This is a genomic window from Pseudomonas sp. NY15435 (genome assembly GCF_048068295.1).
In the GTDB taxonomy this organism is placed as follows: domain Bacteria; phylum Pseudomonadota; class Gammaproteobacteria; order Pseudomonadales; family Pseudomonadaceae; genus Pseudomonas.
This window is the reverse complement of the sequence record NZ_JBLUQA010000003.1, coordinates 134,733-147,913: the sequence shown is the minus strand read 5'-3', so window position 1 is coordinate 147,913 and position 13,181 is coordinate 134,733. Positions and strand designations below refer to the sequence as shown.

The window sequence follows — 13,181 nt, the reverse complement described above, 5'->3', positions numbered from 1 at the left end:
CGGAGTTACCGCAATGTCTGAACAACACATCCAGCAGATCGATGCCCTGGCGCAGCGTGCACGCATCCTGCCGGTGATCACCATCGACCGCGAGGCGGACATCCTGCCCATGGCGGATGCTCTGGCAGCCGGTGGCATCACCGTTCTGGAAGTGACCTTGCGGACCTCGCTGGGCCTCACGGCCATTCACCAGTTGAGCGAGCAGCGCCCGGAGCTGATCGTCGGCGCCGGTACCGTGCTCGATTCTGAGACCTTCCGCCAGGCGGAAGAGGCGGGGGCCAAGTTCATCGTCACGCCCGGCTGCACCGAGGAACTGCTGCAGCATGCCGTGACGCGCCCTGTGCCGCTGCTACCGGGCGTGGCCACCGCGTCGGAAATCATGGCCGCTTATCGCCATGGCCTGCGTCGCTTCAAGCTGTTCCCGGCGAAGGTCGCCGGCGGCGTGGAAGCGCTCAAGGCTTTCGGCGGGCCGTTCCCGGACATCCGTTTCTGCCCCACCGGCGGCGTCGGCCCGGACAACCTCAACGACTACTACCGGCTGGCCAACGTGATGTGCGTGGGCGGCAGCTGGATGCTGCCCAAGGCTGCCATCGACAGCAGCGACTGGGCTGCGGTCGAGCGCCTGAGCCGCGAGGCGCTGGCGCTTCTGGATACACACTGAGCTGTCCTGGATTTGGACGTGCCCGGCCTTGAGCCGGGCTTTTTTATGGGCGCTTCTGCTACTGGGCAGTGTTGCCGTGAGGGTTCGCGAGCAAGTTCGCTCCTACAGAAAAGCGAGCCCGGCGCAGGACTGCTCCCTGTAGGAGCGAGCTTGCTCGCGAACAAACCCGACGCGGGGCTGTTCGCGAAAGGACCGGGCGTGACTCCCGATTTTGCCAGGGCGGATTCAATCCACCCCGACGAACCCGCCTGTCTGGTGCCGCCACAACCGCGCATAGAGCCCACCATGGGCCAGCAACTCCGCATGGCTACCGCTCTCGACCACGCGGCCATGCTCCAGTACCACCAGGCGATCCATGCGCGCGATGGTGGAAAGGCGGTGAGCGATGGCGATCACTGTCTTGCCCTGCATCAGGGTTTCCAGGCTTTCCTGGATCGCCGCTTCCACTTCCGAGTCCAGCGCCGAAGTGGCTTCGTCGAGGATAAGGATCGGCGCATCCTTGAGTAGCACGCGGGTAATCGCAATGCGCTGGCGCTGGCCGCCGGAGAGTTTCACGCCGCGCTCACCGACGTGGGCGTCGAGGCCGAAGCGGCCCTCGGCGTCGCTCAACTGCGGAATGAACTCCGAGGCGCGCGCCTTCTGGATTGCATCCTGCAACTCCGCCTCGCTGGCGTCCGGGCGGCCGTAGAGCAGGTTGTCGCGGATCGAACGGTGCAGCAGGGAGGTGTCCTGGGTGACCATGCCGATCTGCGCGCGCAGGCTTTCCTGGGTCACGTGGGCAATGTCCTGGTTGTCGATCAGGATGCGCCCGCCCTCCAGGTCGTACAGGCGCAGCAGCAGGTTCACCAGCGTGGACTTGCCGGCGCCGGACGGTCCGACCAGGCCGATCTTCTCGCCGGGGCGCACGGTCAGGTCCAGCCCGCTGATCAGGCCGCCGCCCTTGCCGTAGCTGAAGTCCACCTGGTCGAAGCGCACTTCGCCACGGCTCACCAGCAGCGGTTTGGCGTCAGGGGCATCGACGACCTGGCGGGGCAGGGCGATGGTCTGCATGCCGTCCTGTACCTGGCCGACGTTCTCGAAGATGCCGCCGACCACCCACATGATCCAGCCGGACATGTTGTTGATGCGGATGACCAGGCCGGTAGCCAGGGCGATGGCGCCGACCGAGATCAGCGACTGGGTCCACAGCCACAGGGCAAGACCGGTGGTGCCGGCGATCAGCAGGCCGTTGAAGACGGTAATGGTAACGTCCATCGAGGTCACCACGCGGCCGGCGCTTTGGGCCTTGCGAGTCTGGTCGTCGATGGCTTCGCGGGCGTAGTCCTCTTCCTGCCGCGTGTGGGCGAACAGCTTGAGGGTCGTGATGTTGGTGTAGCCGTCGACGATGCGGCCCATGAGCTTGGAGCGCGAGTCGGAGGCGACAACGGAACGGTGCTTCACCTGCGGGATGAAGTAGCCCAGCGCGCCAACGTAGCCGATCACCCAGAGGATCAGCGGGATCATCAGGCGCCAGTCGGCTTCGGCGAACAGCACCAGGGCGCTGACGGTGTAGATCACCACGTGCCAGATGGCGTCTACCACCTGCACGGCGGAGTCGCGCAGGGAGTTGCCGGTCTGCATGATGCGCTGGGCGATGCGCCCGGCGAAGTCGTTCTGGAAGAAGCCCAGGCTCTGCTTGAGCACGTAGCGATGGTTCTGCCAGCGGATCAGGTTGGTCATGCTGGGGTTGATGCTCTGGTGCACCAGCATGTCGTGCAGGCCGTTGAACACCGGGCGCAGGATCAGCGCGACGGCGGCCATCCAGATCAGCTCGCGGCCGTGCACGCTGAAGAAGTCGGCGGGGGCGGTGCCCTGGGCGAGGTCGACGATGCGCCCCAGGTAGCTGAACAGCGCGACTTCGATCAGCGCGACGATCAGCCCGACGAACAGCAGGGCGAGGAATACCGGCCAGACCTGGCGCAGGTAGTAGACGTAGAAGCGAACGACGTCGGAGGGCGGCATGCGCTCGGGGACGTCGCGGAAGGGATCAATCAGACGCTCGAAACGACGGTAAAGCATGATGGGTCTCGGGTTGTGTCGGCGAGCCCGTCCTGGGCCCGCCTTGAATGGCCTCCGTCAGCCGTGGTTGCGCGCAATCACAGACGCTTGGCGGAGAGGATGACCACCGGGGTGGTCGGTACGTCCTGGAACATGCCGCGGTTGCCGGTCTTCACGCCGGCGATCTGGTCGACCACGCCCATGCCGCGCACGACCTTGCCGAACACCGCGTAGCCGAAGTCACGGGCGCCGTGGTTGAGGAAGTCGTTGCCGGTCAGGTTGATGAAGAACTGGCTGGTGGCGGAGTTCACGTCACTGGTGCGTGCCATGGCCAGGGTGCCGCGCTCGTTGAGCAGGCCGTTGTCGGCCTCGTTCTTGATCGGCGCCTGGGTGTCCTTCTCTTTCATGGCTTCGGTGAAGCCGCCGCCCTGGATCATGAAGTTGGGAATGACGCGGTGGAAGATGGTTCCGTTGTAGAAGCCGCTATCGACGTAGGACAGGTAGTTCTTCACGGAAATCGGCGCCTTGTCGGCGTACAGCTCGATTTCGATTTCGCCCGAGGTGGTGGACAGCAGTACATGCGGGTTCTTGCTGTCGGCGGCGAGCGCCGAACCGGCCAGGACCAGGGAGCAGGCAGCGAGCAGGAAGCGTTTGAACAGGGTCATTTGGCGGATGTTTCCTGAAGGTTCTAGGGATGGTCGACCTGCTCGAGGAAGCCGAGCAGGGTGGTATTGAATCTTTCCGGCTGGTCCAGCGGCGTGGCGTGGCGCGAATCCTCGATCACCACCAGGCGCGCGTTGGGCATGCGCCCGACGTAGGCTTGCTTGAGCGAAACCGGGGTGTAGTCGCGGTCGGCGCTGATCACCAGGGTTGGACAGGTTATGCGCGCGAGGCGTTCCTGCACACCCCAGCCGATGATGGCGTGCAGGCTGGAAAGATAGGCGCGTTTGTCGTTCTGCGGCCAGCGCTGCTGGATCTTGCGGCGCAGGTCGCTCTGCTCGGGCTTGGGAAAGAGCATCTTGCCCAGCGCCTTGCCCACTGTATCCAGGCCCAGTACATGGGCGAGAAACAGCCGGCGCGCGACTTCGAGATGCTCGCGCAGGCTGCGCGGTTTCACTTCCGGGGCGCTGTTGACGATGGTCAGGCTGTTCAGCCGTTCCGGCCAGCGCGTGGCCAGTTCGAAGCCGATCATGCCGCCCATGCTGATGCCTACCAGGTGCACGCGGCCCAGGCTCAGGTGGTCGAGCAGGGCGACCACGTCCTCGGCAAAGGCAGCGATGCTGTAGCGCTGGCGGGGTTTGTCCGACTGGCCGTGGCCGCGTACATCGAGGGCGATTACCCGATGGTGCTTCTCCAGCTCCGGCACCTGATACTCCCAGTCGCGGGTGCTGGAGCCGAGCCCGTGCACCAGCAAAACCGGTGTGCCGAATCCGCTTTCCTCATAGTGCAGGCGATGACCGGCGTGGTCGAAGAACGGCATGACGGGCTCCTTTTCCGTACGGCCTTTATTCAGGCCGGGCTTTCCGGGGCGGCGAAATGGGCGTCGAGGGGCACGTTGGCAAAGGTGGTCAGCAACTCCACGAGGATCTGCGTGGCCGGGCCCAGGGGCTTTTCCTTGTTCGGGTAAAGATAGAAGCGGCTCTCGCGCACGCCGCCCTGTTTCATCGGCAGCGGCTTGAGCTGCCCGTCGCGCAATTCGCGCTCGATCATGTGCCGCGGCAGCCAGGCGAAGCCCAGGCCATTGCTGACGAAGGTGGCGGCGGTGGCCAGGCTGCCCACTGTCCAGCGCTGCTCGGCACCGAGCCAGCCGACATCGCGCGGCTGCAGGCGGCCGGAGTCGCGGATCACTACCTGCATCTGGGTTTCCAGATCCTGGTGGGTGACCTCACGCTGCAAGCGATGCAGCGGATGATCGGGATGGGCGACCGCGACGAAGTCGACGATGGAGAGATCGGCGCCGAGGTGGCCGGGGATGTTCAGGCCGCTGATGGCAAGATCGGCATGACCTTGCACTAGGGCTTCCTCCACGCCCGACAGCACCTCTTCGCGCAGCAGTACGCGGCAACCACGGCTCTGCGGCATGAAGGCGGAGAGGGCACGGACCAGGCGCACGGTCGGGTAAGCGGCATCGACCACCAGGCGCACTTCCGGCTCCCAGCCCTGCTCCATGTGATGGGCCAGTTCTTCGAGCTGGCCGGCGGATTTCACCAGTTGCCGCGAGCGCCGCAGCAGCACTTCGCCGGCCTCTGTGAGCACGGCCTTGCGCCCGTCGATGCGCAGCAGCGGCACGCCGAGCTGCTCTTGCATGCGCGCCACGGTATAGCTGATCGACGACTGCGAACGGTGCAGGGCTTCCGCCGCCTGGGCGAAGCCACCGTGATCGACCACGGCCTGCAGGGTTCTCCACTGATCCAGGGTAACGCGGGGCGCTTTCATCCTCGCTTCCTCTTGTCTAATCTGGCGGTCCGCAGAAGACCAACAAGAGACCGCCATGAAAAAAATCTGTTGTGCCGTTCTGGCACTGTTGCCGCTGACCGCCCTGGCCTATCCCATCGAAGTGCAGAAGAGCCTCAATGGTGCCGAGCTGGATGTCGAGACCCAGGACATAGGCGACCAGATGGGCGCGATCATCCTGCGCAACGTCGGGCAGCAGTCGGTGACCTGCACTGCAGTCTTCGTCAACGGGCCCGAGACGCCCCATGTACGCAAGGCCAGCATCGCGCCGGGCAAGGAAGCCAACCTGACTTCCAGCTTCAGTCGTGCGGTGATCAAGCTGCGGATCAAATTGACCTGTAACCCGTCCTGACACTTCTGCCGGACAAGATTAGAAGCTGCTCCGAAAGAAATCAATTTATTCGATAATTAGAAGCGAGTATTTACGCTTTTTTATCGATTTGTTCATATTTAGGATGGCCTCCATCGACACATTCAACGACCGATGGAGGTCCAGTCCATGTCCCGCGTTCTGGTTATCGAGAGCAGTGCCCGTCAGGATGGTTCCGTTTCCCGCCAGCTGACCCGCGATTTCATCGCCCAGTGGCAGGCCGCTCACCCGGCTGACGATATCCAGGTCCGTGATCTGGCCCTCGAGCAGGTGCCACACCTGGACGCCAATCTGCTGGGCGGCTGGATGAAGCCGGCGCAGGAGCACAGCGAAGTCGAACGTGCCGCACTGGAACGCTCCAATCAACTGACTGCCGAGCTGCAAGCCGCCGATGTGTTGGTGCTGGCCGCGCCGATGTACAACTTCGCCATCCCCAGCACCCTGAAATCCTGGCTGGACCACGTGCTGCGCGCCGGTGTCACCTTCAAGTACACCGAGACCGGCCCCCAGGGCCTGCTTACCGGCAAGCGCGCCTTCGTCCTGACCAGCCGCGGTGGCATCTATGCCGGCGGTGCGCTGGATCACCAGGAACCCTACCTGCGCCAGGCGCTGGGCTTCGTCGGCATTCACGACGTGACCTTCATCCACGCCGAGGGCCTGAACATGGGCGGTGAGTTCGCCGAGAAGGGCCTGGCCAAGGCCAAGGCGCAGCTTGCCGCCATCGCCTGATCCGTTTCCTGTTTGCGCGTCCTCCCGCTCCTGGACGCGACCGTGGCTGATCTCCTCTGCCGGAGATCGGCCATTTTTTATTTGCCAACTACTTGACCGGATGAAAACACATCCTTCCCGTTCGGGCTGTTCAAAGCATGACCAGCATGCTAAAAGAACCTAGAGCTGATCTAGCCGCTTGAAAAAGAAGGGAAAACCATGACCAAGTCGGAGTTGATCGAGAGAATCGTCACCCATCAGGGGCAGCTTTCCGCAAAGGATGTGGAGCTGGCGATCAAGACCATGCTTGAGCAAATGTCCCAGGCTCTGGCCACTGGGGATCGCATCGAAATCCGGGGTTTCGGTAGCTTCTCGCTGCATTACCGTGCGCCGCGCACCGGCCGCAATCCGAAGACCGGCGAGTCCGTGCGCCTGGACGGCAAGTTCGTCCCGCACTTCAAGCCCGGCAAGGAGCTGCGCGACCGCGTCAATGAACCCGAGTGACCCCGGGGTATCCGTCTTCAAGAAGGAGTGTCCATGCTTCGGGCAAAGCGTTTCCTGCTGATTCTGGCGTTGGTCGTTCTGGCCGCCGTCGTCGTGGTTTTCGTCCTGGAAAACCTGCAATCGACCCAACTGACTTTCCTTGGCTGGCAGTCGCCGCAGTGGCCGCTGGTGGTCTTCATTTCCCTGGCCTTCATCCTGGGTGGCGTGATCGGCCTGCTGCTGAGCATTCCGTTCCGCGCTAAGGCGCACGTCCGCATGACCGGGCTGCGCTCCGAAGTCACTCGTTTCCGTAAGGAGAATGACGCGCTGCGTGAAAAGTCGCTGACGGACCATGCCTAGCGTCATCGCCACGCTGTTCTTCTTCTGCGCCCTGGCCATCGGCTGGTGGATGGGGCGTCGCTCCCTTTCCCGAAACCAGCCCGCGTCCGACTCGAACCTCCGGACCCGTGTCCACAGCATGCACAACTTGCTGGAGCGGCATTCTGACGACGCGCTGGAGAGCCTGTCCCAGGGCCTAGTCGTCAGCCCGGAGACTCTTGAAAGCCACCTGCACGTCGGCAATCTATTCCGCCGACGCGGCGATATCGAAAAAGCCATCCATATCCACCAGGACCTGCTGGGCCGCGCTGGCGAGGATGGTTCGCTGGTTGCACAGGTGCGTCTGGAGCTGGCGCGCGATTACATCGCTGGCGGCCTGCTCGGCAGCGCCGAAGAGTTGCTGGACGAGTTGACGCAGCAGCGCGACGAGCCCATCTCCCTCGAGGCGCTGGATGAGCAGCGGCTGATCTGCGAGCGCGAGAAGAACTGGTCGCGAGCCGTCGAGCTGGCGGCCCGGTTGGTGCCGAACCGCCCCGAATTGAGCGCCGCCTGGGCCAACTATTACTGCGAGCTGGCCCAGGAAAAAGGCAAGACCGGGGATCGCAGCGCCATGCAGGAGCTGCTGCGTGAGGCCCGTCGTGTCGACAGGCGCTGCGTGCGTGCGCTGCTGATGCGGCTGGACTGCGAGCTGTGGCGCAAGGATCAGGTTGCGGCGGTCGCCACCATTGGCGAGCTGGCCAGCGATGCCAAGGCTTTTCTGGGCGAGATCGTGCCGCTGCTGCGACGTCATGATGGCCTCGCCCGGCCGGAGCTACTGGCCTGCTTGCGTGAGTTGGCCATGGGCGAAGAGGTGCCTCCGGCGATCCTCGCGCTGCTGGCCGAGAGCGAGCCGGCGGAAGGGGCGACCACCTGGCGGCACAGCCTGCTGGAGCGGGTGGAGCGCCATCCTTCCTGGCAGGGTGTCGGCGAGTACCTTGAGGTGGTCGGCAGCGATCGCGAAAAAGACTCGGCTGCCGGAAAAATCGCTCCAATAATCATCGGTTTGTATAAGACAATGCCGCGCTATCGATGCGGCAAGTGTGGATTCGCCGGCCGCGAGCTTCATTGGCAATGCCCCAGTTGCCACGCTTGGAATGCCCTGCGGCCGGTCATCTCGCCGCTCTGACACGTTCGCTCATACATGGAAGACGCCGTAGGCGTCAGGTTCGGCAGGTACTGGATTGAAGGTTCTACTCACGGGCGCGACTGGATTTGTCGGCCGAGGCGTGCTGGCGCGCTTGCGTCAGGAAGACGATGTGCAGGTGCGTGTCTCCCAGCGCGGCATCGCGGCGCAATGGCCCGATGGCGTCGAAGTGGCGCAGATCGATGGGCTGAGCGTGGCGCAATCCTGGGCGCAGGCCTTGCGCGGAGTCGATGTGGTGATCCATTGCGCTGGGCGCGTCCACGTCATGGATGAGCGGGCGGCCGATCCGCTCGCCGAGTTTCGCTCCGTCAATGTCGAGGCGACCCGGCATCTGGCGCAGGAAGCGGCCGCCGCTGGAGTGAAACGTTTCGTTTTCGTCAGCTCGATCAAGGTCAATGGCGAGGAAACCGCGCCGGGCCTTCCCTTCACTGCCGATGCGGCTCCGCAACCGCAGGACCCTTACGGGCAGTCCAAGCTCGAAGCTGAGCAAGCCCTGTTCGCGGTTGCCGCGCAGACCGGATTGGAAGTGGTCGTGGTACGCCCGCCGCTGGTCTATGGACCGGGCGTGAAGGCCAACTTCGCCAGCCTGATGCGTGCCTTGCAGCGTCGCCTGCCGTTGCCCTTCGGGGCCATCGATAATCGTCGCAGCCTGGTGGCTCGGGACAATCTGGTCGACTTGCTGCTGCTTTGTGCCCAGCATCCGGCGGCGGCAGGGCAGGTATTCCTGGTGAGTGATGGCGAGGATCTGTCCACGGCGCAGTTGTGTCGCGGTCTGAGCAAGGCGCTGGGGGTTCGCCCGCGCCTGCTGCCGGTTCCGTCAGGGCTGTTGCATCTGCTGGGGCTGCTGACCGGGCGGAGCCAACAGGTCCGGCGCCTGCTGGGATCGCTGCAGGTGGATATTTCCGCGACGCGCCGTCAGTTGGGCTGGATTCCGCCGGTCAGCGTCGAGCAGGCGCTGCAGGAAGCGGCCAAGGAATTCAGTCAGGAGCAGAAACGATGAGCATGGTATTGCTGCTGGTTGCGGTGTTCGTCGCGTCCTGGACCATGACTGCCGGCGTGCGCCGCTATGCACTGGCGCGCAGCATCATGGACATTCCGAACGCCCGCAGTTCGCACCAGATTCCCACGCCGCGCGGCGGCGGTGTCGCGATTGTCCTGGGATTCCTCGGCTGCCTGCCGTTGGCTGGCCTGCTCGGCGCAGTGGATGGGCGCAGTCTGTTGGCCCTGCTGCCAGCAGGTGCCCTGATCGCGGCCATTGGCTTCCTCGATGATCATCGCCATATTCCCGCACGCTGGCGTCTGCTCGGGCATTTTGTCGCCGCGCTCTGGCTGCTGTGCTGGCTGGGTGGAGTACCTCCGCTCCCGATGCCCTGGGGGATGCTGGATCTGGGCCTGCTGGGGGATTTCCTGGGGCTGGTGTTCCTGGTCTGGCTGCTCAACCTCTACAACTTCATGGACGGTATCGACGGGATCGCCGGTCTGGAAGCCATCAGCGTCTGCCTGGGTGGCGCCCTTTGCGGATGGGCAGTCGGAACATCGCAATTGGCCTGGCTGCCTTTGATCCTGGGCCTGGCGGCGGCAGGATTCCTGGTCTGGAATTTCCCTCCAGCGCGCATTTTCATGGGGGATGCGGGCAGCGGTTTCCTCGGGCTGATCCTTGGGGGGCTGGCATTGCAGGCGGGGTCGGTGGCGTCGCCACTGATCTGGAGCTGGCTGATCCTGCTTGGTGTGTTCATCGTGGACGCCACCTTCACCCTGATTCGTCGCCTGATACGCGGCGAGCGCGTCTACGAGGCGCATCGCAGCCATGCCTACCAGCGCGCGTCACGGCGTTACGGCAGCCACCTGCGGGTATCGCTGGCGGTGACCGCCATCAATGTGCTGTGGCTCATGCCGCTGGCATTGCTGGTGGCGCTGGGGCAAGTTTCGGGTTTGCTGGCGCTCATTGTGGCCTATGCTCCTTTGGTGCTTGTCGTAGCTCATCAGGGCGCAGGTCGTCCGGATGAACAGGATGTGAGCTGAACTCCGCCGGATTTGGTGGTCAATGTAGCGGGTGGACGATTTCCTCCGCTCGGGATTAAGGACAAGCGCTGATGCTCCGAGAACGCCTACTGAGGCTTCCGAGACGACATAAACGGTTACTGCAGGTCACCACCGATATCTTCCTCGTGTGGTTCGCGCTGTGGTTGGCGTTCATCGTGCGGTTGGGCACGGACGATCTGGAGTATCCCTTCCGCGTGCACGGCTGGCTGTTCGTGGCAGCACCGGCTGTGGCCATTCCGCTGTTCATCCGCTTCGGCATGTACCGAGCGGTCATGCGTTATCTCGGCAATGACGCGCTGATTGCCATCTGGAAAGCGGTCACGATCTCGGCTTTGCTGCTTTCGCTGGTGGTCTACTGGAACCGCTCGGTGACGGAGGCGGTACCGCGCTCGCTGGTGCTGAACTACTGGTGGTTGAGCCTGCTGATGATTGGTGGCCTGCGCTTGGCCATGCGGCAGTACTTCATGGGTGACTGGTACAGCACGGTACAAGCCGTTCCTTTTCTCAAGCAGCAGGATGGCCTGCCGAAAGTCGCCGTCTACGGTGCGGGTTCTGCCGGCAACCAACTGGTTGCCGCCTTGCGCCTCGGTCGCGCGATGCGCCCGGTGGCGTTCATTGACGACGACGACGAGATCGCCAACCGCGTCATTGCGGGGCTGCGCGTCTACAAGCCCAAACATATCCAGCAGATGATCGACGAGACCGGCGTGCAGGAAGTGCTGCTGGCTGTCCCTTCTGCAACGCGCGCCCGCCGCCGCGAAATTCTCGGTCTCCTCGAGCCTTATCCGGTCCACGTGCGAAGTGTTCCGGGGTTCATCGAACTGGCCAACGGCCGGGTGCGGGTGGATGACATCCAGGAAGTGGATATCGCCGATCTGCTCGGACGCGACCCGGTTGAGCCGCGCAAGGAGCTGTTCGAGCACTGCATTCGTGGCGAAGTGGTGATGGTCACTGGCGCTGGCGGCTCTATCGGTTCGGAACTCTGCCGGCAGATCCTCGGCTCGGGGCCGACCGTGCTGGTGCTGTTCGAGCACAGCGAATACAACCTCTATCGCGTGCACCAGGAGTTGGAGAATCGCATCAAGCGTGAGTCCCTCGCGGTGCAGTTGGTGCCGATCCTGGGTTCGGTGCGCAGTGCCGAGCGCCTTCTCGACGTCATGCGCACCTGGAAGGTTGCCACCGTCTACCACGCTGCGGCTTACAAGCATGTGCCAATCGTCGAGCACAATATTTCCGAAGGCGTGCTGAACAATGTGATGGGCACCCTGCATACCGCCCAGGTGGCGGTGCGGGCGGGGGTGGAGCACTTCGTGCTGATTTCCACCGACAAGGCGGTGCGGCCGACCAATGTCATGGGCAGCACCAAGCGTCTGGCGGAAATGATCCTGCAGGCCTTGAGCCAGGAGTCGGCGCCGGTGCTGTTCGGCGACAAGTCCGGCGTGCACCAGGTCAACAAGACCCGTTTCACCATGGTTCGCTTCGGCAATGTGCTCGGCTCATCCGGCTCGGTGATCCCGCTGTTCCGTGAGCAGATCAAACGCGGCGGTCCGGTTACCGTGACCCATCCGGGGATCACCCGCTACTTCATGACTATCCCCGAGGCGGCCCAGTTGGTGATTCAGGCCGGTTCCATGGGGCGCGGTGGCGACGTCTTCGTGCTGGACATGGGGCAACCGGTGAAGATTCTCGAGCTCGCCGAGCGGATGATCCACCTGTCCGGCCTGAGTGTTCGCTCCGAGCGTACCCCGCACGGTGACATCTCCATCGAGTTCAGTGGTCTGCGGCCCGGCGAGAAGCTCTACGAAGAGCTGCTGATTGGCGACAACGTCAGCGCCACCGAGCATCCGATGATCATGAAGGCCAATGAGGAGCTGATGCACTGGGAGGGCTTCAAGCTGGTGCTGGCAGACCTGCTCATGGCGGTGGACCAGGGTAATTATGCGCGGGTCCGGCAACTGTTGCGGGAAACCGTCAGCGGCTATTGCCCCGAGGGCGAGATCGTCGACCTGATCCACCAGCAGCGACGGATGGAGCCCTGAATCAGGTTCGTAGCAGACGGCGCTGTATTCGTATCTGCGAGCGTTGTCAGTCCTTTCTTTCCGATCTGTCAGCGGCGCCGGAAACTGCCGCTGACTCTCTAAACCGGCGTTTTCAAGGGTATTCCTGGCGATATGTTCTTTCAGGCGGCGCGGCCGCGCCTGCCTAAAAGTCATTCAATAAGGAAACAACCCATGAGTAAGAAGCTGCTTTCCATCGCCAGCGTGTTCCTGATTGCCAGCCTTTCCTTTGCCGGCCTGGCTCAGGCAGCCACAAGCGCCCAGCCCGCCGCCAAGCCGGCGGCCGAAGCGCCGGCTCCCGCCGCCAAGGCGCCTGTTTCCCAGGTGGAGTCGGTGAATATCAACACGGCGTCCATCGAAGAACTGCAGAAGTCGCTGAAGGGCATCGGCAAGGTGAAGGCCCAGGCTATCGTCGACTACCGAACCAGTAATGGTCCGTTCACCAGTGTCGATCAGCTGTTGGAAGTGAAGGGGATTGGCAAGAGCACCCTGGATAAGAACCGCGACAGGATTTCGCTCTGAGCCTTCCTTATGAAATGGAAAAGCCGGTCGTTGGCCGGCTTTTCCGTTCAGGACCTTCATGCGCCCAATAAAAAAGCCCCCGGCATATGCCGAGGGCTTTGAATTTGGCTCCGCGACCTGGACTCGACGGCGTCAGCCGAACGCGCTTCAGCGCGGCCCCGAAGGGGGAATCACCTGGGACGCAGTCCCTGGAGAGAGTCCAGCGGCACTAAGAAAAAGCCCCCGGCATGTGCCGAGGGCTTTGAATATTGGCTCCGCGACCTGGACTCGACGGCGTCAGCCGAACGCGCTTCAGCGCGGCCCCGAAGGGGGAATTACCTGGGA

Annotated in this window: 14 protein-coding genes; 10 read left to right on the top strand and 4 right to left on the bottom strand. The window is 63.4% G+C overall.

The annotated features are described in order from the left end of the window. The first annotated feature begins 13 nt into the window (after positions 1-13). Positions 14-661, top strand: a complete 648-nt coding sequence (locus ACNFH5_RS07890; protein WP_416745077.1) for a bifunctional 4-hydroxy-2-oxoglutarate aldolase/2-dehydro-3-deoxy-phosphogluconate aldolase — start codon at positions 14-16, stop codon at positions 659-661. Positions 662-886: 225 nt separating this feature from the next. Here the strand turns inward: ACNFH5_RS07890 and ACNFH5_RS07885 are convergent, their stop codons facing one another. From ACNFH5_RS07885 to ACNFH5_RS07870, 4 genes are all read right to left on the bottom strand, one after another. Further along, entirely contained in the window at positions 887-2,719 is a 1,833-nt protein-coding gene (locus ACNFH5_RS07885) for an ABC transporter ATP-binding protein (RefSeq protein ID WP_416745076.1), read from the bottom strand. Between the two features lie 77 nt (positions 2,720-2,796). Then, positions 2,797-3,357, bottom strand: a complete 561-nt coding sequence (locus ACNFH5_RS07880) for a peptidylprolyl isomerase (RefSeq protein WP_416745632.1) — start codon at positions 3,355-3,357, stop codon at positions 2,797-2,799. A gap of 29 nt (positions 3,358-3,386) precedes the next feature. Further along, complete coding sequence (locus tag ACNFH5_RS07875; protein WP_416745075.1) at positions 3,387-4,178, bottom strand: alpha/beta fold hydrolase; 792 nt, start codon at positions 4,176-4,178, stop codon at positions 3,387-3,389. Between the two features lie 29 nt (positions 4,179-4,207). Then, the gene (locus tag ACNFH5_RS07870; protein ID WP_236198533.1) at positions 4,208-5,134 is read right to left on the bottom strand and encodes a LysR family transcriptional regulator; all 927 of its coding nucleotides are present in this window, start codon (positions 5,132-5,134) and stop codon (positions 4,208-4,210) included. A 55-nt stretch (positions 5,135-5,189) separates the two neighbouring features. On the opposite strand from ACNFH5_RS07870, the gene ACNFH5_RS07865 reads away from it, so the two are divergent. From ACNFH5_RS07865 to ACNFH5_RS07825, 9 genes are all read left to right on the top strand, one after another. Further along, a complete protein-coding gene (locus ACNFH5_RS07865) occupies positions 5,190-5,504 on the top strand; it encodes a 3-phosphoglycerate kinase (protein ID WP_416745074.1) in 315 nt (104 codons plus the stop codon). A 147-nt stretch (positions 5,505-5,651) separates the two neighbouring features. Next, positions 5,652-6,251, top strand: coding sequence for an FMN-dependent NADH-azoreductase (locus tag ACNFH5_RS07860; protein WP_416745073.1), 600 nt, complete (start codon positions 5,652-5,654; stop codon positions 6,249-6,251). A 198-nt stretch (positions 6,252-6,449) separates the two neighbouring features. Continuing rightward, positions 6,450-6,734, top strand: coding sequence for an integration host factor subunit beta (gene ihfB, locus ACNFH5_RS07855; protein ID WP_015478091.1), 285 nt, complete (start codon positions 6,450-6,452; stop codon positions 6,732-6,734). Positions 6,735-6,767: 33 nt separating this feature from the next. Continuing rightward, on the top strand, positions 6,768-7,073 hold the full coding sequence (locus ACNFH5_RS07850; RefSeq protein ID WP_416745072.1) for a lipopolysaccharide assembly protein LapA domain-containing protein: 306 nt from the start codon (positions 6,768-6,770) through the stop codon (positions 7,071-7,073). A 49-nt stretch (positions 7,074-7,122) separates the two neighbouring features. Next, complete coding sequence (locus ACNFH5_RS07845) at positions 7,123-8,217, top strand: hypothetical protein (protein ID WP_416745071.1); 1,095 nt, start codon at positions 7,123-7,125, stop codon at positions 8,215-8,217. A 55-nt stretch (positions 8,218-8,272) separates the two neighbouring features. Beyond that, the gene (locus ACNFH5_RS07840; protein ID WP_416745070.1) at positions 8,273-9,235 is read left to right on the top strand and encodes a UDP-glucose 4-epimerase family protein; all 963 of its coding nucleotides are present in this window, start codon (positions 8,273-8,275) and stop codon (positions 9,233-9,235) included. Next, complete coding sequence (locus tag ACNFH5_RS07835) at positions 9,232-10,257, top strand: MraY family glycosyltransferase (protein ID WP_416745069.1); 1,026 nt, start codon at positions 9,232-9,234, stop codon at positions 10,255-10,257. The genes ACNFH5_RS07840 and ACNFH5_RS07835 overlap by 4 nt, the downstream gene beginning before the upstream one ends. 71 nt (positions 10,258-10,328) lie before the next feature. Continuing rightward, on the top strand, positions 10,329-12,317 hold the full coding sequence (locus ACNFH5_RS07830; RefSeq protein WP_416745068.1) for a polysaccharide biosynthesis protein: 1,989 nt from the start codon (positions 10,329-10,331) through the stop codon (positions 12,315-12,317). Positions 12,318-12,509: 192 nt separating this feature from the next. Then, positions 12,510-12,857 (top strand): ComEA family DNA-binding protein, encoded by a 348-nt coding sequence (locus tag ACNFH5_RS07825; protein WP_416745067.1) that lies wholly within the window; start codon positions 12,510-12,512, stop codon positions 12,855-12,857. Positions 12,858-13,181: the final 324 nt, after the last annotated feature.